Below are 26,372 nucleotides of genomic sequence, written 5' to 3'. Positions count from 1 at the left end.
CGAGTAACCCGAGGAAGGAGGGCCCGAGAAAATGCCCACGACACTGCCCGTACCCATCGAGTTCAGCCTGCCGGAGGGCTGGCGAGCCGCTCCTCCGGACGAGGTCGGAGCCCCGGAGGCGGCGTTCATCGCGCTGCACCCGCACCCGGATGCCGGTTTCACCGCCAACATCACCGTCGACGGCGACTTCCTGCCGGACGGGACGACGCTGGAGGAGCTCGCCGACGCGTCGGTGGTGCGGGTCCGCGCGATATCGGAGACCGTGGAAGTCGCCGGACGCCGTGCGATCGACTCCCCCACCGCACCGGGCCTGACGCAGCGCCTGACCCTGTCGGCCGTCGTCGCCGGGATACACCGCGACCTCGTCCAGACGCAGGTGTACACCACCGTCCAGGACACCGCGGACCCGCACAAGCGGGCCGTGATCCGGACGGTCCTGACCGCCACCGCCGCACAGCACGACAGCGTCCTGGGCGACTTCCAGGCGTTCCTGCGCACGGTGCGCCCGGACACCGACACGGACACCGACACGGACGCGGGCACCGACACGGGGACGGCGGGCTGACGATGGGTCTCTTCAACAAGCTCACCGGCACCCGGCGCCCTGACTCCTCGGTCGCGCCGCGGACCGCAGCGCAGGTCCGGGACGCGCTGCTCGCGGTCAACGCGCCGGACAAGGCGTACGTCGTGCGCAACGCCCGGCCCGAGGAGAAGGCCGACCTGGTGGCCGAGTGGCGGATCCTGGATCCCGCCTGGCACACCTTCTTCTTCCGGTCCCAGCTGGAGCGCACCCTCAAGATCAAGATGCGCCTGGTCGGCGACAAGCGGGAGGTGCGGGCCCTCGACGAGCAGCTGGAGGTCAGCTGGGTCGGCGGCACGCCGAGACTGTCCACCGGAGCCGAGTACAGCCGCGGCCAGGTGACCACGGTGTCCAAGCGGTGGACGATCGAGAAGGGACCCGACGGAAAGCGGAGCCTGACCGAGGACTTCAGCTTCGACACGGGTCAGCTGAAGGATCCCCTGCGGCAGGCGGTCCTCGACGCGGGATGGACCTGGCGCGGGGTGCTCCTCAAGCTGTGAGGCCCCAGGAGCCGTGAGGCTCTACGAGCCGTGACCACATGGCGGCGGCCCCGACCCCCGTGAGGGGGCGGGGCCGACCAGCCGGTACGGCGGGTGGTGCGGGGTGGCTCAGGCCTCGACGACGCCCGAGGCGGCGATCTCGATCTTGCCGCGAGTGGCGCCCGAGGGGGTGCCGAGCTTCTCGATCGCGTCCACGATCTCGGAGCCCTCGACGACCTCGCCGAAGACGACGTGCTTGCCGTCCAGCCACGGGGTGACGACGGTCGTGATGAAGAACTGCGAGCCGTTGGTGTTGCGGCCGGCGTTCGCCATCGACAGCAGGTACGGGCGGTCGTGCTTCAGCGTGAAGTTCTCGTCGGCGAACTTCTCGCCGTAGATGCTCTTGCCGCCGGTGCCGTTCTGGTTGGTGAAGTCGCCACCCTGGAGCATGAACTGCGGGATGACGCGGTGGAACGGCGAGCCCGCGTAGCCGAACCCGTGCTGGCCGGTGGCCAGCTCGCGGAAGTTCTTCGCGGTCTGCGGGACGACGTCGTCGAAGAGGTTGAAGACGATGCGGCCGGCAGGCTTGCCGTCGATGTTGATGTCGAAGTAAACGTTGCTCATGGGGTCCATCCTGTCACTCCCGGTGCCGCACGCGACCCGGAGGGGCCCGAAAACCCTCACCCGGCCGTACGGGTGCCCGTGCCCTTGGCCGCGTCCAGGGCGTACACGCAGCGGTCCTTGCTGCAGGCGTAGACGACGCCCGCCTCGGCCACCGGGGCTCCCGTGATCTCCCCGCCCGTGGCCAGCTTCCAGCGCAGCTGGCCGCCCGCCGCGTCCAGCGTGTACAGGCAGTGGTCGGCCGAGCCGAAGTGCACCCGGCCGTCCGCGACCGCCGGGAGACCGGTGATCTCGCCGCCCGCGGCGAAGCGCCACTTCGGGGTGCCGGTGACCGCGTCCAGCGTGTAGAGGGCGCTGCCGGCACCGAGGTGGACGTTGCCGTTCGCGACCACCACCGGGTCCGAGGACTGGCGTGCCTCCGTCGCGATCCGCCAGCGGTCCTGGCCGGTGGCGGCGTCGAGGGCGTACACGGTGCCCAGATAGTCGGCGAGGTAGACCCCGCCGCCCGTGACCGCCGCGCCGGGCGCGAACGCCGGGGCGGCCAGGAAGACCGCCGGGGCCTCGAAGTGCCAGCGGACCCGGCCCGAGGCCCGGTCCACGGACAGCACGCGGGTGCCGGCGGCGATGTAGACATTGCCGTCCGGGGCCGGCGTGACCCGCACCGGGACGTTGCCGCAGGAGGCGGCGTCGCCGACCGGGTAGGACCAGGCCTCGCGGCCGCTGCGGGCGTCAAGGGCGCGCAGCCGCGCGTCCTGCCACACGTACACCGTGCCCTCGTGGAGGACGGGGGCCGCCTCCGGGGTCTCGAAGTCGCTCTGGGCCCCGGTCAGCTCCCACAGCTTCTGGCCGTTGGAGGCCTCCCAGCCCTGTACGCCGCCGCCGCGGGTGGCGGTGACGACGGTGCCCCGGTCGGCGCGCAGCGCGTAGACCCAGGCGTCGGTGTTCAGCCGCCAGCGCTCGGAGCCGTCGCCGGCGTCGAGCGCGTAGAGGGAGGGGCCGTCGGAGGCGTGGATGCGGCCGTCCGCGACGGCCATGGACCAGGCGACGTCACGGGTCTTGAACTGGCGGCGGCCGCTGGCCACGTCCAGCGCGTGCACCTCGAAGGAGGTCACGTACAGCAGGTCTCCGGCGACGGTCGGGGTGCCCCAGACCTCGTTCGACATGCGGAAGCGCCAGGGGCGCCAGCGCCCGCTGTCGGGGCCCGCGGCGGGCGAGGGCACCACGGCCGACGCGGCCGAGGACGCCGGAGCGCGGGACGGGGAAGCGGCCGCGCCACCGCCCGGCGGGCGGACCCAGCCGGTCGCCGAGTCGGCGGCGGCCGCGTGCGCGGCGGGAGCCGCGGCGCTCGCGCGCGGCCCGGGCCCGATCGGCACCGGGGAGCCGCCGAGCCGGACCGGCTCGCCGGACGGCGCCGGGGACACCGGCCGCGGCGGGTGCTGCGGACGCTGGGGCAGGGCCTGGCCGGTACGCGGGTCGACCCACGGGTCGGCGGCCGCACCGGCGCCGCCGCGCGGCTCCCTGCGGTGCGTCGCCGCGTCGGAGCCGCGCCCCGGGGAACGGCCCGGCGCCGGAACCGGCGCGGCCGCCGTACGCTGCCCGGCGCGCCGGGCCTCGATCATCGCGACGGCCCGGCCCGGCAGCCACGCCGAGGCGGTACCGCTGTCGTCGCCGCCGTCGAAGAGGTGCGGGGCGAGCTGCGCCTGGAGGTCGGCCGGGGTCGGGCGCTGGGTCGCGTCCATCTGCATGCAGGAGTCGATCAGCGGCCGCAGCTCGTCGGGGAGACCCTCCAGGTTGGGCTCGTCGCGCAGCAGCATGAACACCGTCTCCACCGGGTTGGCCCCGTGGTACGGCGGATGTCCGGTCGCGGCGAAGACGAGCGTCGAGCCGAGCGAGAAGACGTCGCTGGCGCCCTTGACGCTGCGCGAGTCCTTCGCCTGCTCCGGCGACATGTACGCGGGCGTGCCGACGGCGACGTTCGTCATGGTCAGGCGGGTGTTGGAGACGCCGCTCGCGATGCCGAAGTCGATCACGCGCGGGCCGTCCTCGACGACGAGCACGTTGGACGGCTTCAGGTCGCGGTGGACGAGGCCCGCCCCGTGGATGGACTGCAGGGCCTCGGCGATGCCGGCGGCGAGCCACCGTACGGCCTGGGCGGGCATCGGCCCGCACTCGTTGACGATCTCCTCCAGGGAGGGCGCCGGTACGTACGCGGTCGCCAGCCACGGAACGGCGGCCCGCGGGTCGGCGTCGACCACGGCGGCGGTGTAGAAGCCGGACACGGCGCGCGCCGCCTCCACCTCACGGGTGAAGCGCACCCGGAAGAGCTGGTCCTCGGCGAGCTCGGTCCGCACCGTCTTGATCGCCACCCGGCGGCCGGATGCCGACCGTGCGAGATAGACCAGCCCCATGCCGCCGGCGCCGAGCCGTCCCAGCACCTCGAAGGGGCCGATCCGTCTCGGGTCGTGCTGCGTCAGCTGCTCCACCACTCGCCTCACAATCCCCGTACGGGCCCTCGCCGGGCCCGTTCCCACCTGCACGCGCGCCGGCACGGCGGTCGGCCCCGTGCAGCGTCTCACCCCGGGCGCCGCCCGGAGTCGCGCAACCCGATTCTGTCAGGCCCGCGCGCAGGGCGCGTCGCCACAGTCCGGGGACGGACGGGAGGAGCCCGGGAGGAACCGGGGACGGCGTCACCGGCCGAGCGGACCCGTACGGGGCTCCGAGAGCAGGGCGAACACCGCGCCCTGGTTGTCGGCGACGACCGCGATCCGCCCGTGCGGCGTGTCGAAGGGGTCGGCGGTGACCCGGCCGCCGAGCCGCTCGACCGTCTCGACGGACTGGTCGACGTCCGGGACGGCGAAGTACACGAGGAAGTGCGCCGGCATGATCTCGGGGAACGCGTCGGTGATCAGGCTGCGCCCCAGGACGGCGGTGTCGGCCCCGGGCCGGCTTCCGGGCGGGGACCACAGGCGGTACTCGACATCGCTGCCCGCGTCGTCCTGGTCCTCGGGAACGTAGCCGAAGACGTTGGCGTAGAAGACGTCGACCGCGTCGCGGGCGCGCGTGTAGAGCTCGCTCCAGCAGTACGTGTACGGCTCCTGCTGGGCCTCGAAACCGTGGTGGGTGCCGGGCTGCCACAGGCCGAAGACGGCCCCGCCGGGGTCGGCGGCCAGCGCGGCGCCGCCGTACGGGCCCACCGGCTGGGGGTCCATGACCATCTGGCCGCCGGAGGCGCGGATGCGGGCGGCGCACGCGTAGGCGTCGGAGGTGTAGAGGTAGATCCCCCAGACGGTGGGCATGCGGCCGTCGGGTTTGGGGGCGAGGGCGGCGACGTTGCGGCCGCGGCTGTAGGCCTGGGTGTAGCCGCCGTACTCGGGGCCGGCTCCGGCGGCGAAGGTCCACCCGAAGAGCTCACCGTAGAAGCGCTTGCCGGCCTCGACGTCCGGCAGCGAGGCGTCCACCCAGCAGGGTGTGCCCTCCGCGAATGCGGCCATGGCCCGGTTCCTTCCGTTGTGCCCCTCTATGCCCCCCAGCCATGATCTGCCCGAAAACTTGTCCACAGCCTGTTGATAAGACTAATCGGGGGATTTCCAGAGGAAGCGGGCGGGGTGGGCGCGGGCGGAGGGCGACCCGGAAGCGGGTGGGCCGAGCGGCGCGGAGGCGGGGGGAGCGGCGATCGACCCGGAATCGGCCCGGGGCAGGCCCGGGGCAGGCCCGGGACCGGCCCGGCGGCAGGGCTTCGCCCGCTCGGATTTCGCACCGGATCTGTGCGGGATGCGCCCGGAACCGGCACGTCCACGGCCCGGAACCGGCACGTCCACCGCTCGGAAACCGCCGCCCGGAGCGGCCCGGGGTGCGGTCTTCACCCAGGCCAGGTGTCACGTAACCCCATTTGCAGGCGGCCGAATCGCGCGCAGATCACCCCTCGGTAAGCTGACGGCATGACAGGACAAGTACGCACCGTCGACGGCCGCGTTGCCGGCCGGCGCGGTCAGGCGACGCGGCAGAAGCTGCTCGACTGCCTCAGCGAGATGCTCAGCTCCTCGCCGTACCGCGACGTCAAGGTGATCGACGTCGCCCGCAAGGCCGGCACCTCCCCCGCGACCTTCTACCAGTACTTCCCGGACGTCGAGGGCGCCGTCCTGGAGATCGCCGAGCAAATGGCCACGGAGGGCGCGCAGTTGACGGCGCTCGTCGAGGGCCGCAACTGGGTCGGCAAGGCGGGCTGGCAGGCCGCCGAGGAACTCGTCGAGGGATTCCTGGACTTCTGGCGGCGCAACGACGCGATCCTGCGGGTCGTCGACCTCGGCGCGGCCGAGGGCGACAAGCGCTTCTACAAGATCCGCATGAAGATCCTGAACTCCGTCACCAACTCCCTCACGGAGTCGATGAAGGAGCTCCAGGCCAAGGGCAAGGTCGACAAGGACGTCAGCCCGGCGGCGATGGCGGGTTCACTGGTCGCGATGCTGGCCGCGGTCGCCTCGCACCAGAAGGGATTCCAGACCTGGGGCGTCAAGCAGGCCGAGCTCAAGCCGAACCTGGCGCTGCTCGTCCACCTGGGCATCACCGGGAAGAAGCCGACCAGGTAACGGCGGCCCCTTCCCGGGGTCCGCCGCCCTCCCGCCCTTCGCCGCCCCCGCCCCTGCCCGCGCATCGCCGTCCCGCGCTACGCCCCCTCCCCTCCCCCGCACCCCTTTCCGTCCCCTACCGGCCCTCTGCCGCGATCAGCGACGCTCCAGGCGGAACAGCCGGATCTCGCGCTCGATGCGCGCCTGGTACGTCGCGTACGGCGGCCAGAACCTAAGCACGGCCTGCCATGCCGCCGCGCGTTCCGCGCCCTCCAGCAGCCGGGCCCGTACGGCGATGTCCTGACCCCTCCAACTCACGTCCGCATCAGGGTTCTTGAGCAGGTTCGCGGTCCACGCCGGGTGTCCGGGGCGGCCGAAGTTGGAGCCGATCAGGAGCCAGCTGGCGCCCCCCTCCTCCGGCATGCAGGCGAGCGGCGTGGTGCGCGGCTCGCCCGTCTTGGCGCCCTTGGCGGTCAGGATCACGCCGGGGAGCATCCGGGCGCTGAGCATGACCTTGCCGCGGGTCAGCTTGTGCACCGCCTTGTCCATGGCGGGGATGAAGTGCGGAGCGATCTTCGCGAACAGCATGGTCGAGGAGACCTTCTGCATCAGCTTGACGCCGGCTGCCATTGCCATCAGACGGCCACCTTCTCCTGTGGGGTGGTGAACAGGCCCGCGCGGTGGGCGGCGTGCGCCCGCAGCCGGTGGACGGGGCCGAACAGCAGCTCGTCGGCCGCCGCCCGCTTGAAGTACAGGTGCGCGTCGTGTTCCCAGGTGAAGCCGATGCCGCCGTGCAGCTGGATCGCCTCGCCCGCGGTGATCCGCAGGGCCTCCAGGGCCTGGGCGAGGGCGAGGGCGCCCTGCTGCGGGTCCCAGGCGGCGTAGTAGGCCGCGGAGCGGGCCGCCTGGACCTGTACGTAGAGGTCGGCGAGCCGGTGCTTGACCGCCTGGAACGAGCCGATGGGCCGTCCGAACTGCTCGCGCTGGCGTACGTACTCGACCGTGCGGTCCAGCGCCTGCCCGGCCGCGCCGACCGCCTCGGCGGCGAGGACGGCGGCGGCGGTGCGCCCGGTGGCGGCGAGCGCGGCGAGGACGGCGTCGCCGGTGGCGTTGTCGGCCTCGGCTCCGAGCAACTCTGCCGGGGTGTCGCGGAGTTGGACGCGGCCCTGCGGCCGGGTCTCGTCCAGGGTGGTCTGCCGTGACCGGGCCAATCCGGCCGCGTCCTCCCGTACGAGGAACAGCAGGGTCCGGCTCCGGGCGAACCCTCCGGTGTGCGCGGCGACCAGCAGCAGGGAGGCGCCGTGCCCGTCGAGCACCTGGGCGGCCTCCCCGTACAGCCGCCAACCGCCGTCTTCGCCGGGCCGGGCCTGCACCCCGCCGGCACGCCCCCCGCCGGCCCACTCGCCGGGGGTGTTGTCGCCCGTCAGCGCGAGGGCGGTGGACAGCGCCGGGCCGGGGACGGCGAGGGCGGCGGTGAGCCCGCCGGCGGCGAGGGCCGGGAGCAGCGCGGTGCGCTGGGCGGCGGTGCCGAGGGCGGTGATCAGCGGTACGGCGAGCACGGCGGTGGCCAGCAGCGGCGAGGGCAGCAGCGCCCGGCCGGTCTCCTCGCAGGCCAGCGCCAGGTCGGCGGGGGTGCAGCCGACGCCCCCGTACTCCTCGGCTACGGCCATGCCGGGCAGGCCCAGATGCTGCGCGAGCTGCTGCCAGAGCTCGCGGTCGTGTCCGGCGGCGGTACGGACGGCGGCCTTGACCTCGTCCGGGCCGCAGCGTTTGCCCAGGATCTCGCGCAGGGTGCGGCGCACCTCGTCCTGCTCCGCGGTGAAGGCGGCATCCATCGTCGGGCTCCTCCCCGTATCTGACGGGCCGTCATGTTAGGGCGGGCGGCGGCAGATGCACAGGGGCCGGGGGGCACGGGTATCGCGGGGACCGCGCGGCGAGGCCTAGAAACTGACACTACGTCAGATGTACGGTCTGGGCATGCCTGGACCCACGCCTGGAACCACGACAGAATCCCGTACCGGACGCCGCTCCGGACGCCGCCGGGTCGCCGTCGTCGGCGTCGCCCTCTCCGACTGCGGCCGGGTGGACGGCCCCACCCCGTACGCCCTGCACGCGCAGGCCGCCCGCCGCGCCCTGGCCGACTCCGGCCTGGACCGCTCCGTCATCGACGGCTTCGCCTCGGCCGGCCTCGGCATCCTCGCGCCGGTCGAGGTGGCCGAGTACCTGGGGCTGCGCCCCACCTGGGTCGACTCCACCTCGGTGGGCGGCTCGACCTGGGAGGTCATGGCGGCGCACGCGGCGGACGCGATAGCGGCGGGACACGCCAACGCCGTGCTGCTCGTGTACGGATCCACGGCGCGCGCCGACATCAAGGCGCGCCGGCGCACCTCGAACCTGTCGTTCGGGGCCCGGGGGCCGCTGCAGTTCGAGGTGCCGTACGGGCACACCCTGGTCTCGAAGTACGCGATGGCCGCGCGACGCCACATGCACGAGTACGGGACGACGCTGGAGCAGCTCGCCTCGGTGGCGGTCCAGGCGAGGGCGAACGCGGCGACCAACCCGGACGCCATGTTCCGCGACCCGATCACGGTGGAGGACGTCCTGTCCGGCGAGATGATCGCGGACCCGTTCACGAAGCTGCACTGCTGCATCCGCTCGGACGGCGGCTGCGCGGTGCTGCTGGCGGCGGAGGACCACGTACCCGACACGGCGAAGGAGCCGGTGTGGATCCTGGGCTCGGGCACGTCGGTCTCCCACACCACGATGTCGGAGTGGGAGGACTTCACGGTGTCCCCGGCGGCGGTCTCGGGCCGCACGGCGTTCGCCCGCGCGGGCCTCACCCCGGCGGACGTGGACCTCGCCCAAATCTACGACGCTTTCACGTACATGACCCTGGTCACGCTGGAGGACCTCGGCTTCTGCGCCAAGGGCGAGGGCGGGGCCTTCGTGGAGAAGGGCCGCCTCCTGCGGGACGGGGAACTGCCGGTCAACACCGACGGCGGCGGGCTCTCGGCCTGCCATCCGGGCATGCGCGGCCTGTTCCTGCTCGTCGAGGCGGTCCGCCAGCTGCGCGGCGAGGCCGGCCCGGACCGCCAGGTCACCAAACCGGGTGGCCGCCGCCCCGAGGTGGCCCTGGCATCGGGCACGGGCGGCTGGTTCTGCTCCTCGGGAACCCTGATCCTGGGGCGGTGACCGGGGGACGGCGATCCCGTGGCCGCGGCGCCGGGGGCGATGGTGTTCGATGGGCGGCATGACGAGTGAGACGAGCAGCGACGCTTTCCACGCCACCCTGCACTCGCTGCGGGTGTGGGACGGCCCCCTGCCCGGTTTCGATCCGGACGCCGCGCCCGCCGAGCCGCTGGCGCTGTTCCGGGAGTGGTTCCTGCACGCCGCCGCGGCGGGGCAGCCCGAGCCGCACACCATGAGCCTGGCCACCGTCGACGCCGACGGGCGGCCCGACGTACGCACGCTGATGCTGCACGACGCCGACGCGCACGGCTGGCACTTCGCCTCACACGCCACCAGCGCCAAGGGCCGCCAGCTCGCGGGGCATCCGGACGCCGCGCTCGGGTTCTACTGGCCCGCCGTGGCCCGGCAGGTGAGGATCCGCGGCCGGGTCACCGCCTGCGGGCCCGAGGAGAGCCGGGCGGACCTGGCGGTGCGTTCGCGGGGCGCGCTCGCGGCGGCGCTCACCGGCCGGCAGAGCGAGGTGCTCGACAGCGTGGACGAGCTGCGCCGAGCCTCCGAGGCCGCCTGGGAGCGGGCCGGGGCGGAGCCGGACGCTCCGGCCCCGACGTGGACCCGGTACGTCCTCGACCCGACCGAAGTCGAGTTCTTCCAGGGCGACCCGGCCCGCCGGCACGTCCGGCTGCGCTACCGGCGCACCGGCGAAGGCGGCGACTGGATCCGCGAGCTGCTCTGGCCCTGAGGGCGCCTGGGCCCAGGCCCGGGCCTGGGCCCGGGCCCGGGCCTAGGTCGCGTCCGGTCGGAACACCGCCACCCACACGCCCTCCGCCGCCTCGCGGAAGGCGACTTCGAGCCGCATCCCGATCCGCAGGTCCGCCGGGGCGCAGTCCACCACCTCGGTCATCATCCGGGGGCCCTCGGCCAGGTCGACCACGGCCGCCGTGTACGGGACGCGCGTCCCGAACGGCGGGAGGTCGTTGCGGTGTATCACCGACCACGTGTAGAGGGTGGCGCGGCCGCTCGCGGGCTCCCAGGCCACCCGCTCCTCGCCCGCCCAGCAGTACGGGCAGAACTCGCGCGGGTAGTGGTGGGCCCGCCCGCAGTCCGCGCAGCGGCGCAGCAGGAGCCGGCCGTCGGCGGCCGCGTCCCAGTAGGGGCGGGTGAAGTCGTCGGTCTCGGGGAGGTCGTGGCGCGCGCTCGCAGAACTCACAGGAACAGTCCCGTCGCCGAGTCGAGGGACCAGGTCTGCCAGGCCATCGCGAAGAGCGCGACGAGCGAGATCAGGGCCATCATCGCGTTCTGCCCCTGCTCGGCCCAGTCGTGGATCATCAGGACCAGGTAGAGCAGGTTCAGGAGCAGGCCGCCGACGAGCGCGACCGGGGTCAGGAATCCGAGTACGAGGCCCAGCCCGAGGGCGAGTTCCGCGTAGACGACGACGTACGCCATCAGCCGCGGGCGCGGCTGGACGACCTTCTCGAAGCCGCCCTTCACGAACGGCCAGCGGTGCTTGCCGGCGACGTCCGCGGCCCAGGCGATGCCGGTGCCGCGTTCGAACCAGCCCTTCTTGTCCTTGTGCCGCCAGCTCTCCAGCCACCACAGGCCGAGCCCTATCCGGAGCACGGCGAGCCACTCGGCCCCACTGAGCCAGATGGTCTGCATCGGCCCTCCCCTTCCTCGATCTGACGGTACGTCAGTTCAGCGGATCCCCGCCGATCCCGCAAGGCCCCGAACCGGAACCGGCGCGGGTGCGACTCCCCGGACGTGCGCGCCCCGCGGACGGACGAGCAGCGCGCCAGGGACTCCTTCCGTACGCACTCCGTGCGAGGTGAGCCGCCGGCGGCCGCCCCGGGCCCGGCCCCCAGCTCGCGGTCCGCCACCCGATCGCCCCGTGATCGATCCGCAATCGATTCCCTCCTTGTCCGAGACCCATCAACGCTGTGTGTCGATACGATCACTCCTCATGCCCGGAGTCCCCACACCCCCCGACATGTCCACCCAGCCCCGCCCGGTCTACGTGATCGGCGCCGGGCCCGGCGGCCTCGCCGCGGCCGCCGCGCTGCGCGCCCGCGGGGTGCGCGCGGTGGTCGTCGAGAAGTCCGATGCCGTCGGCGCCTCCTGGCGGGGCCACTACGACCGCCTCCACCTGCACACCACCCGCCGGCTCTCCGCCCTCCCCGGGCTGGCCGTGCCGCGCCGGTTCGGCCGGTGGGTGTCGCGGGACGACGTGGTGCGGTACCTGGGGAAGTACGCCGAGTTCCACGGGCTGGAGATCGTCACCGGGGTCGAGGTGACCCGGATCGACCCCGCCCCCGGCGGGAACGGCTGGCTGCTGCACGCCACCGGCGGGCGGGTGCTCGACGCCCGGGCCGTCATCGTCGCCACCGGGTTCAACCACACCCCCGCGCTCCCCGACTGGCCGGGCCGCGACACGTACACCGGGCAGCTGCTGCACGCCCGCGCGTACCGCAACGCCACGCCGTACGCGGGCCGGGACGTGCTCGTCGTCGGCACCGGCAACACCGGCGCCGAGATAGCCGTCGACCTGGCCGAGGGCGGGGCCGCGCGGGTGCGGCTCGCCGTGCGCACCGTCCCGCACATCGTGCGCCGCTCCACCGCGGGCTGGCCCGCGCAGCGCAGCGGGATCCTGGTGCGGCGGCTGCCGGTACGGCTCGTGGACCGGCTCTGCGCACTCATCGCCAAGGCCTCCGTCCCCGACCTGGCGGCATACGGACTGCCCCGCCCCGACACCGGCCTGTACAGCAGGGTCAAGGAGGGCGCCGTCCCGGTGCAGGACGTCGGCCTGATCGACGCCGTACGCGCGGGCCGGGTCGAACCGGTCGCCGCGGTGGCCTCCTTCGAGGGAGGCGAGGTGGTCCTCGCCGACGGCTCCCGCATCACCCCGGACGCGGTGGTCGCGGCCACCGGATACCGCCGCGGCCTGGAGGGCCTGGTCGGGCACCTGGACGTGCTCGACGGGCGCGGCCGTCCCCGTACGCACGGCACCCGCTCCCCCGCGCAGGCCCCCGACCTGTACTTCACCGGTTTCACCAACCCCATCAGCGGCATGTTCCGCGAGATGGCCCTGGACGCCGAGAAGATGGCCAAGGTGATCTCCCGCCGCCTCGGCCCCCGAACGGGCCTGCCGTCCGCCGCGCCCCTCCCGGACACGGGCCTGCGCCCGGTCGACCCGCTCGCCTGAACGCCGGCGGGCGGGCCCGGGCCCGCCCGCGTTCAGCCCCCGGGCCCCGGGAGGCCCGTATTCCACCGGCTCCACCAACCCCCGTCGGCGGCCGAAAACGCGCCCTGGACCCGCTCGGGCGGGATCTGCCACCGTTCCACACACCACCTCCACCAGCTTTCCTGCGCAGCACTGTTCCTGACGACACGTCAGTTCAGTAATCTGACTACGCGTCAGTTATTGAGGTTCATCGAGCAGGAGCGGGCGGAACGATGCTTGGATCTACTCACGGCACCCTCACCACCGACTTCCGCGCACGTGTCGAGGCCTGCGGGGAGACCCCCAGGACGGCCGTCCACTCCACGGCGGCGCCATCCGCCGCGGACGCGGTCGCGGTGGACGTCAGCGGACGGCCCCTGCACGCCGACGTCCCCGACCTCGACCGGTTCTTCCGGCCCGAGTCCGTGGCCGTCATCGGCGCCTCCGACGCCGAAGGCAGACCGAACACCGGCATCACCCGCCAGCTCATGGCGTGGGCGGAGCGCGTCGGCGCCCGGATCCACCCCGTCCACCCCACCCGTCCCACCGTCTTCGGGCTGGCCTGTCACGCGTCCGTGGCCGACCTGCCCGAGCAGGTGGACCTCGCCGTCCTCCTCGTCGGCGATCCGCTGCCCGTGATCGAGGAACTGGCCGAGGCCAAGGTGAAGTTCGCCGTCGCCTTCGCCTCGGGCTTCGCCGAGACCGGCGACGAGGGCGCCGCCGCCCAGGAGCGGCTCGCCGCCGCCGTCCGGCGGTCGGGCCTGCGCCTCCTCGGCCCCAACACCAACCTCAACGCCTTCGAGGACTTCCGCGAGGACCTCGACGGCCCGGCGATCGCGCTGATCACCCAGTCCGGCCACCAGGGCCGGCCCGTCTACACCCTCCAGGAGCTGGGCATCCGGCTCTCCCACTGGGCCCCCACGGGCAACGAGGCCGACCTCGAAACCTCCGACTTCATCTCCTACTTCGCCGATCAGCCCGAGGTAGGCGCCATCGCCTGCTACGTCGAGGGCCTCAAGGACGGCCGCCAGTTCCTCCTGGCCGCCGACCGGGCCGCCCGCAACGGCGTCCCCGTCGTCGCCGTCAAGGTCGGCCGCACCGAGACCGGCGCCCGCATGGCCGCCTCCCACACCGGGAAGCTGACCGGCGCCGACACCGTCGTCGACGCCGCGATGCGCCAGTTCGGCGTCATCCGCGTCGACGGGCTGGACGAGCTCCAGGACACCGCCGCCCTCCTCGCCCGGGCCCGCAAACCGCTGGCCGACGGGGTCGTCGTGTACTCCATCTCCGGCGGCACCGGAGCACACTTCTCCGACCTGGCGACCGAGGCCGGGCTGAGCCTGCCCACCCTCTCCCAGGCCAAGCAAGACGAGCTCCACCAGTGGATACCGCCGTACCTGAACGTCGCCAACCCCGTCGACAACGGCGGCCACCCGGTCGGCGACTGGCGCGGCCGCAAGATCATCGACGCGATCCTCGCCGACCCCTCCGTAGGCGTCCTGATCTGCCCGATCACCGGCCCCTTCCCCCCGATGAGCGACAGGCTCGCCCAGGACCTGGTGGACGCGGCGGAAGCCACGGACAAGCTCGTCTGCGTGATCTGGGGCTCCCCGGTCGGCACCGAGGAGGCCTACCGCACCACCCTGCTCGGCTCCTCCCGCGTGGCCACGTTCCGTACGTTCGGCAACTGCATCACCGCCGTCCGCGCCTACCTCGGCCACCACCGGTTCACGACCGCCTACCGCTCCCCCTTCGAGGACGCGCCGCGGACCCCGTCCCCCTCGTACCGCAAGGCGCAGGCGCTCATGCGCCCGGGTCAGCAGCTCAGCGAGCACGCGGCCAAACAGCTGCTGCGGGCCTACGGGATACGGGTCCCCCGCGAGCAGCTCGTGACCAGCGCGGCGGCCGCGGTACGGGCGGCGGGGCTGGTCGGCTACCCGGTGGTGATGAAGGCCTCGGGCCCGCAGCTCGCCCACAAGACGGAGCTGGGCCTGGTCAAGATCGGCCTGACCTCCGCGAGCCAGATCCGTGACGCGTACCGGGAGCTGACGGACATCGCCCGCTACGAGAACGTCCCGCTCGACGGCATCCTCGTCTGCCAGATGGTGGAGCGGGGGGTCGAGATGGTCGTTGGCGTCACCCAGGACGACCTCTTCGGCCCGACGGTGACGGTGGGCCTGGGCGGGGTCCTGGTGGAGGTCCTGCACGACGCGGCGGTACGCGTCCCGCCGTTCGGCGAGGACCAGGCGCGGGCGATGCTCACCGAGCTGCGCGGGCATGCGCTGCTGGAGGGGGTCCGGGGGGCGCCGCCGGCGGACGTGGACGCGCTGGTAGAGGTCGTGCTGCGGGTGCAGCGGATGGCGCTGGAGCTGGGAGGCGTGCTGTCGGAGCTGGACGTCAACCCGCTGATGGTGCTTCCGCGGGGGCAGGGGGCGGTGGCGCTGGACGCGCTCGCCATCTGCCGCTGAGCCGCCGCCGGCTTGGGCCGCCCGGCGGGCGCGGCCGGCGGGACGGCTCGAAGCAGCCCCGGCTGCCCGCACTCGCCCACTTACGGCAACCACCCCACCCCGAAGGCGAGTTCAATCCATGACCGAAGAAGTCCTGCACCGCGTCGAGAGCGGCGTCTCGTGGATCACCCTCAACCGGCCGGAGGCCATGAACGCCGTCACCTGGGACCAGCGCGAGCGCGTCATCGGACTGCTCGGCGAAGCCTCCGCCGACCCCGGCGTGCGCGCCGTCGTCGTCACCGCCACCGGCAAGGGCTTCTGCGCGGGCGCCGACCTGCGCGGTGCGCCCCCGGCGGGCGGCGGCGGCAGCGAGCGCGTCGCCGGGGACGTCGCCCGCATGATCCGGCTCGGCGCGCAGCGCCTGATCACCGCGGTCCTCGACTGTGAGAAGCCGGTCCTCGCCGCCGTCAACGGCACGGCCGCCGGCATCGGCGCCCACCTCGCCCTCGCCTGCGACCTCGTCATCGCCGCCGAATCGGCCCGCTTCATCGAGGTGTTCGTACGCCGCGGCCTGGTCCCCGACGGCGGCGGCGCGTACCTGCTCCCGCGCCTCGTCGGCCCGCAGAAGGCCAAGGAGCTGATGTTCTTCGGCGACGCCGTCCCGGCGGCCGAGGCCGAGCGGCTCGGCCTGGTCAACCGCGTGGTCCCGGGAAAGGAGTTGGAGGCCACCGCCCGGGAGTGGGCGGAGCGCCTCGCGCTGGGCCCGACCCGCGCCCTCGCCCTGACCAAGCAGCTGGTCAACGCCTCCCTGGACGGTGGCCGGGCGGCCGCACTGGCCGCCGAGGCCACCGCTCAGGAGATCAACATGACCACCGCAGACGCGAACGAGGGCGTGGCGAGCTTCGTGGAGCGCCGCTCGCCCAAGTACCTCGGACGCTAGCCGTCAACGGAGGCTCACATCTGCGGGTTCGGCTTCAGCAGGGCGAACACCGCGCCGGACGGGTCCGCCACCCACGCGATCCGGCCGACGTCGGGCACGTCAGCCGCCGGCATGAGCACCGACCCGCCCTTTCCGCTCGCCGCGTCGACGGTGGCGTCGACGTCCGCCACGTTGAAGTACGGCACCCAGCGCGGCTTCTCGACGCCGTCGCCGCCCGCGCCGTCGCCCATCGGCGCGACCCCGCCGAACGAGGTCTGCTGCTGGTCGCCTTCCTTCAGGCTCAGCACGCGGTACGTCATCCCGGGCGCCTCCATGTCCTGGCTGCGCCAGCCGAACACGCCGTTGTAGAAGGCGACGGCCGCGGCCGGGTCGGGTACGTGCAGCTCGGCCCACACCAGGGTGTTCTCCTCGGAGACCTGCCCCAGGCCGGCGGTCTTACCGGGCTGCCAGACGGCGAACTCGGCGCCCTGCGGGTCGGTGGCCTGCGCGAGCCAGCCCTCGCCCATGACGTCCATGGGCTCCATGCGGATCTTCCCGCCGCCGGACTGCACGGCCGAGACGGTGGCCCGGATGTCGTCCGCCTGGAAGTGGATCATCCAGGCGGAATCGGCGCCCTCCTCGGTGAGCGGCCCGAGCGCGGCGACGGTCTTCCCGCCCATCTGGAAGAACCCGTACCCGCCGGTCTCGGGCCCTGCGGAGACGAACTGCCATCCGAACACGGCGCTGTAGAACGCGGCGGCGCCGTCGGTGTCCGGGCTGCCGAGGTCGAGCCAGACGGGCGATCCGAGGCGGAAGTCGGTGCCGAGCATGGGAGTCCTCCTGGGGGGGCGGGTGGATCGGGCCGGGGGCCACGATGCCGACCTCCCGCGGGGCTGCCCGACGTACGGGTCCCGGCGGGGCGACGGATTCACCCGTACGGGCGAACGGCGCGGCCCCGGCCCCGGCCCCGGCCCACCCCGCATGCGCCCGCGCCTCCGCCTCCACCGCGCGGCTACTGACGGTGCAGTGTTTCGGCGTACCGGGGGTGGAGGTCTTGCGGATCGCCGATGACGCAGAACAGCTCGGGCCGTTCGGCCGTGCCGGCCACTTGCCAGTCGCGCATCGGGCCACAGCCCTCGATCGAGAGCGTCACCCGGTCCCGCGGCCCGCGGTGGAAGAGGCCGCCGGACTCGTGCCTCGGCTCGAACTTCCACGTCCCGGTCCCCGAGCACGTGTCCCACAGCCCGCTCGGCGCGACCTGCGCCAGGTTCCCGGCGACGGCCTCGCCGTTCTCGCCCAGCCGCAGCCGGTACGCGCCCCCGCCGCCGGTCCACTCCCCGGCGTACTGCTCCCGCGCCAGCCGGGGCGGCTCGTACGCGGCGAACCCGGTCCGCTCCTGGAGGAACGCGCCGAACGCGCAGAGGAGCAGGGCGATCCCGGCGGCGCCGCCGACCCGGGCGGCCATCCCGGTCCACCCCAGCGACCGGTGGTGCGCGTACGAGGCCGCCGCCACCGGGAGCACCCCGGGACCCGCGATCCAGAGCGCCGTCCAGCCGTACGGCAGGTCCCAGCCCGAACTGGCCCAGCCCGCGTAGGCGGCGGCGATCGCCGCGGCCCAGAGCGCCGCCCACCACGGGCTTCCCAGGAGCCGCGTCAGCGCCATCACCGGCAGCACGAACAGCACCCGGTGCAGGTACGCGGCCAGGACCACCGCGAGGAGCAGCGCGGGAAGCGCGCCGAAGACACCGGGGTCGATGCCGATGCCGTGGTCGTCGCGCATGCCGGAGGTGGCGAGGAAGACCGCTCCCGCCACGACGCACTGCGCCATGAAGGCCAGCTCGGACCCGGTCGCCAGACGGGACCACCTCCCGCCCGCCGCGGTCGGCCCCGCGTACGCCTCTGTCACCGCCACGGCCCCCACCCCCAGAACAATTGAACATGTTCAATCGACGAGGACGATACACCCTCCCCATTTCCGAGTCACCCACCCGCACCCCTTCCTATCTGACGGGCCGTCAGCTTCAATCGTCGACGTGATGGGACACGCAGGGATGGCGGCCACCGTCGTCCGATACCTCAGGTCAGTCGGCTCCCCCACCTCCGCCCCGTCGGAGCAGGACCCGGACGTCGGCCACACCGACGCGCTGCCGCGCCCCGATCTGCGGGCCGTCGGCGAGGACGAGCGTGCACCCGTCAGCCCCGCCGAGTTCCGGGCCGTGCTCGGGAACTTCGCCAGCGGGGTCACCGTGATCACCTCCCCGGCCGGGGAGGGGGAGGACGGCCCGGCCGGATTCGCCTGCCAGTCCTTCGCCTCCCTGTCGCTCGACCCGCCGCTGGTCACGTTCATGGTGGCCCGTACGTCGACCACCTGGCCGCGGATCGCGCGCGCCGGGGTGTTCTGCGTCAACATCCTGGGCGCCGAGCAGGGCGAGCTGTGCCGGGCCTTCGCCGTCAGCGGCGCCGACAAGTTCGCGGGGGTCGCGCACACCCCCACCCCCGTGACCGGGTCACCGCAGCTCGACGCCGTGCCCGCCTGGATCGACTGCCGCATCCACGCCGTGCACACCGGCGGGGACCACCTGATCGTGGTCGGCCGGGTCGAGGCCATGGGCGCCGCCGGGGAGGACGGCCCGCTCCTCTTCCACAAGGGCCGCTTCGGCCGCCTCGCCGACCTCGCCGACTGAACCCGGCCCCGGCCCGCCGCTCAGACCGAGGAGGGCCCGGCGCTCCACACCACGAACTCCCCCGTGAACGTGGAGGTGGCGGCGTCGAACGGCCCGACGGTGATCGCCGCGACCCTGCCGCCCTTCGAACGCACGCAATAGCGGTCTCCGGTACGGATGGGGAAATTCCCCGACCTCTGAGTGGCGACCAGTTCCGCGCAGCGCTCACGACTGGGCGAGCCCTCACCCTGCCGGCGGGCGATTCCGGATCCGCCCATGGCGTAGATCTTGTGCTCCGGCCTGCTGCCGGTGACGTAGTTGACGTAGAAGCTCGCGCCGACGTTGTTGTCGAGCAGCTCCGGCACCGCTGCGTCCAGGTCGACGTACGTCAGCCGCATGCTCCCCGACCAGGCGGGCGCCGCGTCCTGGGGGGCGGCCGAGGGCGAGGGCTGCGGGGCCTGGGGCTGCACGACGCCCGAAGCGGCGGGGGACGGCGCGGGCGAGGAACCGGCGGGAGAACGCGCGGCCGCGGACCCGGTGCCTGCGGGATCACCCTGCACGAGCACCGCGGCGACCACCGCGGCGGCCACGGCGACCGCCGTGGCCGCACCGGCGGCGATCACGCCCGCACGCGAGCGCTGCACGTGGAAGTGCTGCTCGGTGACGTGCTGGTCCCGGCCGGCCTGGAAGACCCTTCCGTGCCCGGATGCCTGCCCCTCCGTGCGACCGCCACCGGGCTGGTCGGTCATCGCTCGCTGATGTGCTGGTCCCGTCCCGCCTGGTACACGCGGCCGGTCCCGCTCGCCCGCGCGGTCATCCGCACCTCACCCACGTCGGCGCCCCGCCCTGCGGACGGCTGCCCGACCTCGTCCAGGAGCTCCCTGAGCGCCCCCGCGATCTCCGGGTTCTCGACGAGAAGGCGACGCACGCGCCCCTGCCACTCCGCCCGCAGCTCGGTCTCGGACAGTTCGTCGCGCCCGGCCCGGGCGGCGAGCAGATCGTCCCGGCAGGCGTCGAGGTCCGCTCCCACCGCATCCGCCCGCTCGGGATACACGCGCCTCCACACCGCGACGACCCCGTCTCGCAGGCGCGGCCACGCGTCCGTGGCGACCGAACTGATGATGGCAGCGGAAGCCGCTTGCGCCAGCTCGTTCAACATGCCCCCTCCATCGACATATCCGCATGATATGCCAACCGCCTTGTGAGATGGGCTTGTTGACACGCCGAACGGCCGAGAATCGCGGCCCGCCGTCCGGGTCAGAACGTGAGCACCCCGCGCGCCACCCGGCCGTGGTGGGCATCGTCCACGGCCTTCGCGAAGTCCTCGATCGGGTAGGTCTCCGTGACGAGTTCGTCGAGCAGCAGCCTGCCCTGCCGGTAGAGCTCCGCGTACAGGGCGATGTCGCGCTGCGGGCGGGAGGAGCCGTACCGGCAGCCCATGATGGTCTTGTCCAGGTACATGGACGAGACCGTGAACGACGCCTCCTCCTTGAACCCGGGGACCCCGAGCAGGATCGCCTGCCCGTGCCGGTCCAGCAGGTCGACGGCTTGGCGGATCAGCTTGACGTTGCCCACGCACTCGAAGGCGTGGTCCGCGCCCGTCGGGAGGATCTCGCGCACCGCAGCGGAGGAGTCGGAGACGGCCGACGCGTCGATGAAGTGCGTGGCCCCGAACTGCCGGGCCGCGGCCTCCTTCGCCGGGTTGGCGTCCACCGCCACGATGGCGCCCGCGCCCGCGATCCGCGCCCCCTGGATCACGTTCAGCCCGATGCCGCCCGTACCGATGACGACCACCGACTCCCCGTGGTCGACCCGGGCCCGGTTCAGTACGGCCCCCACGCCCGTGAGGACACCGCAGCCGATCAGCGCCGCCGACGTCAGCGGGATGTCGTCCGGGATCTTCACCGCCTGGACGGCCTTGACGATGGTCCGCTCGGCGAAGGCCGAGTTGGACGCGAACTGGAACAGCGGCTTCCCGCCCCGCGAGAACGGCTGCCCCGGCATCCCGATCGCCTTGCGGCACATGGTCGGCCGGCCCCGGTCGCAGTCCGCGCAGGCCCCGCAGTTCGCGAGGGTGGACAGGGAGACGTGATCGCCCGGCGCCACATGCGTCACACCCGACCCGACCGCCTCCACCACGCCCGCGCCCTCGTGCCCCAGGACCACCGGCGGCGGGAACGGTATCGTCCCGTCGATCACCGACAGGTCGCTGTGGCACAGCCCGGCCGCCGCGATCGCGACCAGCACCTCCCCCGGCCCCGGATCGCGGATCTCCAGGTCCTCGACCACCTGGACCTGCTTGCCGTCGAACACGACGCCTCTCACCTGGGCTCCTTAGGCAGGCCGAGCACGCGCTCGGCGATGATGTTCCGCTGGATCTCGTCCGAGCCGCCGTAGATCGTGTCGGCGCGGGTGAACAGGAACAGGCGCTGCTCCTCGTCGAGTCCGAGTTCGTACGGGGTCCCGGGCGCCCAGTCGGCCGACCCGGCCGAGGCCGCGGCTCCGCGGACCGCCACCGCCAGCTCGCCCAGCCGGCGGTGCCAGCCGCCCCACAGCAGCTTGGCCACGCTCGGCGCGCCCGGGTCGGCGGTGGAGCCGAGGGTGCGCAGGGCGTTCCAGCGCATCGTGCGCAGCTCGGCCCACTGCCGTACGAGGCGTTCGCGCAGTACGGGATCCCCGGCGCCCGAAGCCCCGCACGCGCCCCCCGGGGTGGCAGCCGCGTACGCCCCCACCACCCGCTCCAGCTCCGCCGCGAACCCGATCTGCTGGACGAGCGTCGAGACCCCGCGCTCCAGGGCCAGCAGCCCCATGGCCACGGTCCAGCCGCCGCCCTCTGCGCCGACGACCTCCGCCGCCACCGCCCCGTCGAAGAACACCTCGTTGAACTCGCTCGTCCCCGACATCTGGCGGATCGGCCGGACCTCGACCCGCCCCGGCTGATCCATCCGCACGAGCAGGAACGACAGCCCCCGGTGGCGGCGCGAGCCGGGCTCGGTCCGGGCCAGGACGAAGCACCAGTCGGCTTCCCGGGCCAGCGAGGTCCAGATCTTCTGCCCGGTGACCCGCAGCAGCCCGTCCGCAGCGTCCCGTACCGCCGTCGTACGGATCCCCGCGAGGTCGGAGCCGGCTCCCGGCTCGCTGTACCCCTGGCACCACAGCTCCTCGCCGCGCGCGATGCCCGGCAGGAAGCGGTCCCGCTGCTCCCGGGAGCCGTACTCGATCAGGGTCGGCGCGAGGAGGTTCTCGCCGATGTGGCCGACCCGGGCGGGGGCGCGCAGCGCCGCGTACTCCTCGGCCCAGACGACCTGGCCGGTGAGCGAGAGCCGCTGCTGCCCGTAGACCCCGGACGGCAGCTCCCAGCCCTGGCCGATCCAGCCGCCCCGGCCCAGCTCGCGCTCCCACGCGCGCCGGGTTTCGACCCCTTCGTGCTCGCTGCCGGGCCCGCCCTGGCCGAGGGCTTCGGCGTACGGACCCACCAGGTGCCCGGTGAGCCATGCGCGGGCGCGGGCGCGCAGCTCCTCGTCCTCGGCCCCGAAGCTGAAGTCCATGTCGTCCGGGCCCCCTTACGCGTTGGGGCGGTCCTTGGCGGCCGCCGCCTTGGCCATGGCCTCCAGCTGCGCGAGCATCGGCATCGGGTCGGTGCCCACCGTCCCGGGCAGGAAGTCGGCGATCCTCTCGGGGGTCCAGGACCCCTCGGCGTAGCCGGCGCGCAGCTCGCGCGGCTGCGCCCAGACGGCGATCTTCGGGCCGGCGATCGTGTAGACCTGCCCGGTGATCTTCTCGCCGCCGACGGCGACGGCCTTGTCGGAGAGCAGGTAGGTGACGAGCGCCGCGACGTCCTCGGGCTCGCCGATCTCCTTGAGCTCCATGGGCACGTTGGCCGACATCCGGGTACGGGCGACGGGTGCGACGGCGTTGGCGGTGACTCCGTACTTGGCCAGCCCGAGCGCGGCGGAGCGGACGAGGGAGATGATCCCGCCCTTGGCGGCGCTGTAGTTGGCCTGGGCGACGGAGCCCTGGTGGTTGCCGCTGGTGAAGCCGATGAGCGTGCCGGAGCCCTGGCGGCGCATGACGGCGGAGGCGGCGCGGAAGACGGTGAAGGTGCCCTTGAGGTGGGTGGCGACGACCGGGTCCCACTCGTCCTCGGACATGTTGAACAGCATCCGCTCGCGCAGGATGCCGGCGACGCACACGACGCCGTCGACGCGGCCGTACCGGGCGAGGGCGGTGTCGACGATGCGCTGGCCGCCCGCCATGGTCGAGATGTCGTCGGCGACGGCGGCGGCCTCGCCGCCGGCGGCCTGGATCTCCTTCACCACGCCGTCGGCGATCTCGCTCGTCGGCTCCCCGCCCTCGATGCCGACGCCGTAGTCGTTGACGACGACCTTGGCGCCCTCGGCTGCCGCCGCGAGTGCCACGGCCCGCCCGATGCCCCGGCCCGCGCCGGTGACGGCCACGACCTTGCCGGCCAAGAAGTTCCCCACGCCCGACCCCTTCCCGCGTTTTCTGACGGTCCGTTAGATTCTATGACCAGTCAGATGCCCAGGCACAAGCCCCAGTCGGCCTCAGTTGCCCCAGCGCACCCCAGGAGCTGATGGAAGCCATGACCCTGCCCGCCGAGTTCCACGACATCGCCAAACGCATCAACAACTGGGGACGCTGGGGCGCCGACGACGAGATCGGCACCCTGAACCTGATCACCCCGGCGGTCGTGCGGGCGGCCGCCGCCGAGGTCCGCACCGGTCTGCGCATCTCCCTGGCACTCCCCCTGAAGGAGGACGGGGTGCAGGCGGGGCTGATCCCCGGGCGGGTCAACCCGCTGCACACGATGGTGCAGATCAACCAGGAGCTGTTCGGGCCGGGCACGGTGGCGTGCAGCGACGACGCCGTGACGATGGGCCTCCAGTCGGCCACCCACTGGGACGCCCTGACGCACGTCTCGCACTCGGGGCGCATCTACAACGGCCGTCCCGCGTCCACGATCACCGCACACGCACGCGCCGAGTTCAGCGGGATCGACAAGGCCACCCCCATCGTCTCGCGGGGCGTCTTGCTGGACGTGGCGCGTGCGAAGGGCCTGGACCGGCTGCCGGGGAGCCACGCGGTGACCCCCGAGGACCTGGCGGAGGCGGCGGAGTTCGGCGGCGTCACCGTCCGGGCGGGCGACGTCGTCCTGGTCCGCACCGGCCAGATCCAGGTCTACCTGACGGGCGACAAGCACGGCTACGGCTTCCCCTCGCCCGGACTGTCCGTCCGTACGCCGGAGTGGTTCCACGCCCGGGACGTGGCGGCCGTCGCCAATGACACCCTGACCTTCGAGATCTTCCCGCCGGAGATCGAGAACCTGTGGCTGCCGGTGCACGCACTGGACCTGGTGGAGATGGGCATGCACCAGGGCCAGAACTGGAACCTCGAAAGGTTGTCCACAGCCTGTGCAGAAGAGAACCGGTACGCCTTCCTGCTGTCGGCCATGCCGGAGCCCTTCGTCGGCGGCGTGGGCACCCCGGTCGCCCCGGTGGCCGTCCTCTGAGGACGTTCAGCCGTACGGCCCGATTCGGCCTCCGGAGGCGGGGTAGGCAGCGGCCGTCCCATCCCCCTCGCAAGTCCCGGAGGCATCCGTGCCCGAAATGAACGGCCCCTACATGTCCGGCACCCCCTGCTGGATCGACCTGATGGTCCCCGACCAGCAGGCCGCCCTCGACTTCTACCGCGACCTCTTCGGCTGGCAGGGCGAGGTCGGTCCGCCGGAGACCGGCGGGTACTCGGTCTGCACCCTCAAGGGCAGGCCGGTCGCCGGGATCATGCGCGCCTCCAACCCGGACGGGACGGTGCCGGACCCGATGCCGCCGACCGTGTGGACCACGTACCTGGCCACCGACGACATCGACTCCACCCTCAAGGCGGTCACCGCCGCGGGCGGCACCGTGATGATGGGCCCGATGGACGTCATGGACCTCGGGCGGATGGCCGTCATCACCGACCCGACGGGCGCCACCGTCGGCCTCTGGCAGTACGGCACCTTCGCCGGCGCCGGCATCGTCAACGAGCACGGCGCGCTGATCTGGAACGAACTCAGCACCGGCGACACCGACGCCGCCGCCGCGTTCTACTCCGCCGTGCTGCCGATCAGCACGGCGAAGTCGCAGATGCCGGGCGCCGAGGGGTACACCGAGTTCAAGATCGGCGGTCGCTCGGTCGGCGGGATGATGGACCTCGCCGCGCTGCCGGCCGAGGTTCCGCCGCACTGGCTGCCGTACTTCCACGCCGACGACGTGGACGGCATCCAGGCGGCCGCGGTCCGGGCCGGCGGCAGCGTCAAGGCCCCGGCGTTCGACATGCCGGCCGGCCGGATGGCGATCCTCTCCGACCCCCAGGGCGGCACCTTCGCCGTGATCACCGCGACCGCACCGGAGCACCCCGCGTAGGCGAGCCCGCCGGTTGCCCCGGCCCCCGGCCGGGGCTCAGCGGTAGCGGGCGGCGGCCGCCGCGAAGGCGGGGGCCTCGGCGGGGGTCAGGGCCGCCACGGCGACCCAGGAGAGGTCGGCGAACTCGATGTCCATGCGGCCCTTCGCGTGCAGGCCCGCCGCGTTCGCGCGGACGACGGTGACAGCCGACCGCGGGACCTCCCAGAACAGCTTCATCGCGGGCGTCGACTGCCACACCGGCGAGACGTCCGTCAGGGCGAACCAGCGCCGGTCGGTCACGACGAGGACGTCCGTCGCCGAGCCCCGCGCGTTGGCCCGGCCGATCAGGTACCGGCCGGCCGCGCTCTGCCAGCCGCCCTCCATGCCCTTGCCGTCCGCCGGGTCCGGGCGCCGGTCGGCCCCCTGCTCGTCCCGGCGCTCGTCGTGCGCGCGGGCCCTGAAGAAGTGCTGGAGGGGGCGCGGGAGCTTCTCCTCGATCCGCCGGCCGAGCGCAGCAGGCTCTGGCGGCGCGAGCAGGTCCTCCGGCGGGCTCGGCACGCCCGGACCCGGTTCGCAGGCACATACGGCGATCAACTGCTCGTCGGGCTGGAGGAATTCCTCGGCCTGGCGACGCCTGTCCTGGTTCAACGCGCTTGCTCCTACCGCTGAGTAACGTCGAGTGCGTCCCCAATTGTCCTCGAAGCGGAATGCCTGGTTACCACCGCCCCCGACCCCGGCCCGCGGGATGCATCCCGCAGGCCGATGTCGGCACCCGGGACGGTCGTCACGGTCGCGCCATGAACACCCCCTCAGGGCGTGCGCGCCTGGACCGGCCGACGCTCCGGTGGCCGGTCGCGGCCCTCTGGACGGGCACGGCGCTCGGCACGGCCGCGGCCACCAGCGGCCACTGCGGGCGATACGGGTGAACGGGTGGGCGTGGTGCGGTCGGGAGAGCGGGGGCCGCCGCCCTCCGCCATCGAGCCGGCCGCGTTCCGCGTCGTGCAGGAAGCGCTGGCCGACGCGGTCCGGCACGCGCGCGCCGACGGCTGCCGGGTGGAGGTCGCGTACGGGCGGGACGAACCGGCCCTGGAGGTCGCCGACGACGGGCGCGGCCTCCCGGAAGGCGCCGCGCCCGGCCCCGAGGCTGGACGCCCGGGACCGGGTGCAACTGGTCATCGAGACCCACGAAATGGGGCTGGTCGCGCCGCCCCGGTAGGGCAGCGCGAGAACCAGCGGGTGGCGGCACGGTCGTGCGCGCCCCGAGCGCGGCACGGCAGCCGCCACCCCACGA

27 protein-coding genes are annotated in these 26,372 nt (G+C 73.4%); 12 read left to right on the top strand and 15 right to left on the bottom strand.

Going from position 1 to position 26,372, the window contains the following annotated elements:
* Positions 1–31: 31 nt before the first annotated feature.
* Together ACIBAD_RS23145 and ACIBAD_RS23140 are read left to right on the top strand one after the other, a co-directional pair.
* Complete coding sequence (locus ACIBAD_RS23145; RefSeq protein WP_398908216.1) at positions 32–565, top strand: hypothetical protein; 534 nt, start codon at positions 32–34, stop codon at positions 563–565.
* 2 nt (positions 566–567) lie between these two features.
* Positions 568–1,080 carry a hypothetical protein gene (locus ACIBAD_RS23140; protein ID WP_134073508.1) on the top strand — a complete coding sequence of 171 codons (513 nt, stop codon included), beginning with the start codon at positions 568–570 and terminating at the stop codon, positions 1,078–1,080.
* 108 nt (positions 1,081–1,188) lie between these two features.
* On the opposite strand, the gene ACIBAD_RS23135 is transcribed toward ACIBAD_RS23140, so the two are convergent.
* The 3 genes from ACIBAD_RS23135 to ACIBAD_RS23125 all read right to left on the bottom strand — a co-directional run bounded on the left by ACIBAD_RS23135 (position 1,189) and on the right by ACIBAD_RS23125 (position 5,171).
* Positions 1,189–1,683 (bottom strand): peptidylprolyl isomerase, encoded by a 495-nt coding sequence (locus ACIBAD_RS23135; protein WP_048477155.1) that lies wholly within the window; start codon positions 1,681–1,683, stop codon positions 1,189–1,191.
* Between the two features lie 56 nt (positions 1,684–1,739).
* Positions 1,740–4,166, bottom strand: a complete 2,427-nt coding sequence (locus ACIBAD_RS23130) for a serine/threonine-protein kinase (RefSeq protein WP_398908215.1) — start codon at positions 4,164–4,166, stop codon at positions 1,740–1,742.
* 201 nt (positions 4,167–4,367) lie between these two features.
* Positions 4,368–5,171 (bottom strand): VOC family protein, encoded by an 804-nt coding sequence (locus ACIBAD_RS23125; RefSeq protein ID WP_398908214.1) that lies wholly within the window; start codon positions 5,169–5,171, stop codon positions 4,368–4,370.
* Positions 5,172–5,618: 447 nt separating this feature from the next.
* Between ACIBAD_RS23125 and ACIBAD_RS23120 the strand changes: the two genes are divergently transcribed.
* Complete coding sequence (locus tag ACIBAD_RS23120) at positions 5,619–6,266, top strand: TetR/AcrR family transcriptional regulator (protein ID WP_134073504.1); 648 nt, start codon at positions 5,619–5,621, stop codon at positions 6,264–6,266.
* 135 nt (positions 6,267–6,401) lie between these two features.
* Here ACIBAD_RS23120 and ACIBAD_RS23115 read toward each other — a convergent pair whose 3' ends face one another.
* Both ACIBAD_RS23115 and ACIBAD_RS23110 read right to left on the bottom strand, forming a co-directional pair.
* Positions 6,402–6,875: a nitroreductase family deazaflavin-dependent oxidoreductase gene (locus ACIBAD_RS23115; protein WP_398908237.1), complete on the bottom strand. Its 474-nt coding sequence runs from the start codon at positions 6,873–6,875 to the stop codon at positions 6,402–6,404.
* 5 nt (positions 6,876–6,880) lie between these two features.
* Positions 6,881–8,080, bottom strand: a complete 1,200-nt coding sequence (locus tag ACIBAD_RS23110; protein WP_398908213.1) for an acyl-CoA dehydrogenase family protein — start codon at positions 8,078–8,080, stop codon at positions 6,881–6,883.
* Between the two features lie 142 nt (positions 8,081–8,222).
* On the opposite strand from ACIBAD_RS23110, the gene ACIBAD_RS23105 reads away from it, so the two are divergent.
* Positions 8,223–9,437, top strand: coding sequence for a thiolase C-terminal domain-containing protein (locus ACIBAD_RS23105; protein ID WP_134073500.1), 1,215 nt, complete (start codon positions 8,223–8,225; stop codon positions 9,435–9,437).
* 58 nt (positions 9,438–9,495) lie between these two features.
* Positions 9,496–10,173 (top strand): pyridoxal 5'-phosphate synthase, encoded by a 678-nt coding sequence (locus ACIBAD_RS23100; RefSeq protein WP_134073497.1) that lies wholly within the window; start codon positions 9,496–9,498, stop codon positions 10,171–10,173.
* A gap of 42 nt (positions 10,174–10,215) precedes the next feature.
* Here ACIBAD_RS23100 and ACIBAD_RS23095 read toward each other — a convergent pair whose 3' ends face one another.
* Positions 10,216–10,641, bottom strand: coding sequence for a Zn-ribbon domain-containing OB-fold protein (locus ACIBAD_RS23095; RefSeq protein ID WP_398908212.1), 426 nt, complete (start codon positions 10,639–10,641; stop codon positions 10,216–10,218).
* On the bottom strand, positions 10,638–11,090 hold the full coding sequence (locus ACIBAD_RS23090; RefSeq protein WP_053690540.1) for a DoxX family membrane protein: 453 nt from the start codon (positions 11,088–11,090) through the stop codon (positions 10,638–10,640). Before ACIBAD_RS23090 ends, ACIBAD_RS23095 begins: the two co-directional genes overlap by 4 nt.
* 328 nt (positions 11,091–11,418) lie before the next feature.
* On the opposite strand from ACIBAD_RS23090, the gene ACIBAD_RS23085 reads away from it, so the two are divergent.
* The 3 genes from ACIBAD_RS23085 (at position 11,419) to ACIBAD_RS23075 (ending at position 16,035) form a co-directional block, all read left to right on the top strand.
* Complete coding sequence (locus ACIBAD_RS23085) at positions 11,419–12,630, top strand: flavin-containing monooxygenase (RefSeq protein ID WP_398908211.1); 1,212 nt, start codon at positions 11,419–11,421, stop codon at positions 12,628–12,630.
* A 251-nt stretch (positions 12,631–12,881) separates the two neighbouring features.
* Positions 12,882–15,116: an acetate--CoA ligase family protein gene (locus ACIBAD_RS23080; RefSeq protein WP_134073493.1), complete on the top strand. Its 2,235-nt coding sequence runs from the start codon at positions 12,882–12,884 to the stop codon at positions 15,114–15,116.
* Positions 15,117–15,234: 118 nt separating this feature from the next.
* A complete protein-coding gene (locus ACIBAD_RS23075; RefSeq protein ID WP_398908210.1) occupies positions 15,235–16,035 on the top strand; it encodes an enoyl-CoA hydratase/isomerase family protein in 801 nt (266 codons plus the stop codon).
* A 14-nt stretch (positions 16,036–16,049) separates the two neighbouring features.
* Here ACIBAD_RS23075 and ACIBAD_RS23070 read toward each other — a convergent pair whose 3' ends face one another.
* Positions 16,050–16,844: a VOC family protein gene (locus ACIBAD_RS23070; RefSeq protein ID WP_134073489.1), complete on the bottom strand. Its 795-nt coding sequence runs from the start codon at positions 16,842–16,844 to the stop codon at positions 16,050–16,052.
* Between the two features lie 182 nt (positions 16,845–17,026).
* Complete coding sequence (locus tag ACIBAD_RS23065) at positions 17,027–17,926, bottom strand: hypothetical protein (protein ID WP_398908209.1); 900 nt, start codon at positions 17,924–17,926, stop codon at positions 17,027–17,029.
* A 139-nt stretch (positions 17,927–18,065) separates the two neighbouring features.
* Here ACIBAD_RS23065 and ACIBAD_RS23060 point away from each other — a divergent pair, with 139 nt between their 5' ends.
* A complete protein-coding gene (locus ACIBAD_RS23060) occupies positions 18,066–18,698 on the top strand; it encodes a flavin reductase family protein (protein WP_398908236.1) in 633 nt (210 codons plus the stop codon).
* Between the two features lie 20 nt (positions 18,699–18,718).
* Here the strand turns inward: ACIBAD_RS23060 and ACIBAD_RS23055 are convergent, their stop codons facing one another.
* The 5 genes from ACIBAD_RS23055 to ACIBAD_RS23035 all read right to left on the bottom strand — a co-directional run bounded on the left by ACIBAD_RS23055 (position 18,719) and on the right by ACIBAD_RS23035 (position 23,161).
* Complete coding sequence (locus ACIBAD_RS23055; RefSeq protein ID WP_134073485.1) at positions 18,719–19,426, bottom strand: hypothetical protein; 708 nt, start codon at positions 19,424–19,426, stop codon at positions 18,719–18,721.
* Positions 19,423–19,836, bottom strand: a complete 414-nt coding sequence (locus ACIBAD_RS23050) for a hypothetical protein (RefSeq protein ID WP_398908208.1) — start codon at positions 19,834–19,836, stop codon at positions 19,423–19,425. Before ACIBAD_RS23050 ends, ACIBAD_RS23055 begins: the two co-directional genes overlap by 4 nt.
* A gap of 98 nt (positions 19,837–19,934) precedes the next feature.
* Complete coding sequence (locus ACIBAD_RS23045) at positions 19,935–21,002, bottom strand: Zn-dependent alcohol dehydrogenase (RefSeq protein WP_134073481.1); 1,068 nt, start codon at positions 21,000–21,002, stop codon at positions 19,935–19,937.
* Positions 20,999–22,225 (bottom strand): acyl-CoA dehydrogenase family protein, encoded by a 1,227-nt coding sequence (locus ACIBAD_RS23040; RefSeq protein WP_398908206.1) that lies wholly within the window; start codon positions 22,223–22,225, stop codon positions 20,999–21,001. Before ACIBAD_RS23040 ends, ACIBAD_RS23045 begins: the two co-directional genes overlap by 4 nt.
* 15 nt (positions 22,226–22,240) lie before the next feature.
* On the bottom strand, positions 22,241–23,161 hold the full coding sequence (locus ACIBAD_RS23035) for an SDR family NAD(P)-dependent oxidoreductase (RefSeq protein ID WP_398908205.1): 921 nt from the start codon (positions 23,159–23,161) through the stop codon (positions 22,241–22,243).
* A gap of 119 nt (positions 23,162–23,280) precedes the next feature.
* On the opposite strand from ACIBAD_RS23035, the gene ACIBAD_RS23030 reads away from it, so the two are divergent.
* Together ACIBAD_RS23030 and ACIBAD_RS23025 are read left to right on the top strand one after the other, a co-directional pair.
* Positions 23,281–24,207, top strand: coding sequence for a cyclase family protein (locus tag ACIBAD_RS23030; RefSeq protein WP_398908235.1), 927 nt, complete (start codon positions 23,281–23,283; stop codon positions 24,205–24,207).
* A gap of 97 nt (positions 24,208–24,304) precedes the next feature.
* Complete coding sequence (locus ACIBAD_RS23025) at positions 24,305–25,102, top strand: VOC family protein (protein WP_398908234.1); 798 nt, start codon at positions 24,305–24,307, stop codon at positions 25,100–25,102.
* Between the two features lie 36 nt (positions 25,103–25,138).
* On the opposite strand, the gene ACIBAD_RS23020 is transcribed toward ACIBAD_RS23025, so the two are convergent.
* On the bottom strand, positions 25,139–25,729 hold the full coding sequence (locus tag ACIBAD_RS23020) for a hypothetical protein (protein WP_134073475.1): 591 nt from the start codon (positions 25,727–25,729) through the stop codon (positions 25,139–25,141).
* 149 nt (positions 25,730–25,878) lie between these two features.
* Here ACIBAD_RS23020 and ACIBAD_RS23015 point away from each other — a divergent pair, with 149 nt between their 5' ends.
* Positions 25,879–26,007, top strand: a complete 129-nt coding sequence (locus tag ACIBAD_RS23015; protein WP_398908204.1) for a hypothetical protein — start codon at positions 25,879–25,881, stop codon at positions 26,005–26,007.
* The last annotated feature ends 365 nt before the right edge of the window (positions 26,008–26,372 follow it).

Source organism: Streptomyces sp. NPDC051109, from assembly GCF_044455885.1.
Lineage (GTDB): Bacteria > Actinomycetota > Actinomycetes > Streptomycetales > Streptomycetaceae > Streptomyces.
This window is presented reverse-complemented; position numbering and strand designations above follow the sequence as displayed.

Coding starts and splice junctions, on each gene's coding strand:
- ACIBAD_RS23145 (WP_398908216.1), top strand. CDS start 32: ATGCCCACGACACTGCCCGTACCCATCGAGTTCAGCCTGCCGGAGGGC.
- ACIBAD_RS23140 (WP_134073508.1), top strand. CDS start 568: ATGGGTCTCTTCAACAAGCTCACCGGCACCCGGCGCCCTGACTCCTCG.
- ACIBAD_RS23135 (WP_048477155.1), bottom strand. CDS start 1,683: ATGAGCAACGTTTACTTCGACATCAACATCGACGGCAAGCCTGCCGGC.
- ACIBAD_RS23125 (WP_398908214.1), bottom strand. CDS start 5,171: ATGGCCGCATTCGCGGAGGGCACACCCTGCTGGGTGGACGCCTCGCTG.
- ACIBAD_RS23120 (WP_134073504.1), top strand. CDS start 5,619: ATGACAGGACAAGTACGCACCGTCGACGGCCGCGTTGCCGGCCGGCGC.
- ACIBAD_RS23115 (WP_398908237.1), bottom strand. CDS start 6,875: ATGGCAGCCGGCGTCAAGCTGATGCAGAAGGTCTCCTCGACCATGCTG.
- ACIBAD_RS23110 (WP_398908213.1), bottom strand. CDS start 8,080: ATGGATGCCGCCTTCACCGCGGAGCAGGACGAGGTGCGCCGCACCCTG.
- ACIBAD_RS23105 (WP_134073500.1), top strand. CDS start 8,223: ATGCCTGGACCCACGCCTGGAACCACGACAGAATCCCGTACCGGACGC.
- ACIBAD_RS23100 (WP_134073497.1), top strand. CDS start 9,496: ATGACGAGTGAGACGAGCAGCGACGCTTTCCACGCCACCCTGCACTCG.
- ACIBAD_RS23090 (WP_053690540.1), bottom strand. CDS start 11,090: ATGCAGACCATCTGGCTCAGTGGGGCCGAGTGGCTCGCCGTGCTCCGG.
- ACIBAD_RS23085 (WP_398908211.1), top strand. CDS start 11,419: ATGTCCACCCAGCCCCGCCCGGTCTACGTGATCGGCGCCGGGCCCGGC.
- ACIBAD_RS23080 (WP_134073493.1), top strand. CDS start 12,882: ATGCTTGGATCTACTCACGGCACCCTCACCACCGACTTCCGCGCACGT.
- ACIBAD_RS23075 (WP_398908210.1), top strand. CDS start 15,235: ATGACCGAAGAAGTCCTGCACCGCGTCGAGAGCGGCGTCTCGTGGATC.
- ACIBAD_RS23070 (WP_134073489.1), bottom strand. CDS start 16,844: ATGCTCGGCACCGACTTCCGCCTCGGATCGCCCGTCTGGCTCGACCTC.
- ACIBAD_RS23060 (WP_398908236.1), top strand. CDS start 18,066: ATGGCGGCCACCGTCGTCCGATACCTCAGGTCAGTCGGCTCCCCCACC.
- ACIBAD_RS23055 (WP_134073485.1), bottom strand. CDS start 19,426: ATGACCGACCAGCCCGGTGGCGGTCGCACGGAGGGGCAGGCATCCGGG.
- ACIBAD_RS23050 (WP_398908208.1), bottom strand. CDS start 19,836: ATGTTGAACGAGCTGGCGCAAGCGGCTTCCGCTGCCATCATCAGTTCG.
- ACIBAD_RS23040 (WP_398908206.1), bottom strand. CDS start 22,225: ATGGACTTCAGCTTCGGGGCCGAGGACGAGGAGCTGCGCGCCCGCGCC.
- ACIBAD_RS23030 (WP_398908235.1), top strand. CDS start 23,281: ATGACCCTGCCCGCCGAGTTCCACGACATCGCCAAACGCATCAACAAC.
- ACIBAD_RS23025 (WP_398908234.1), top strand. CDS start 24,305: ATGAACGGCCCCTACATGTCCGGCACCCCCTGCTGGATCGACCTGATG.
- ACIBAD_RS23015 (WP_398908204.1), top strand. CDS start 25,879: ATGAACACCCCCTCAGGGCGTGCGCGCCTGGACCGGCCGACGCTCCGG.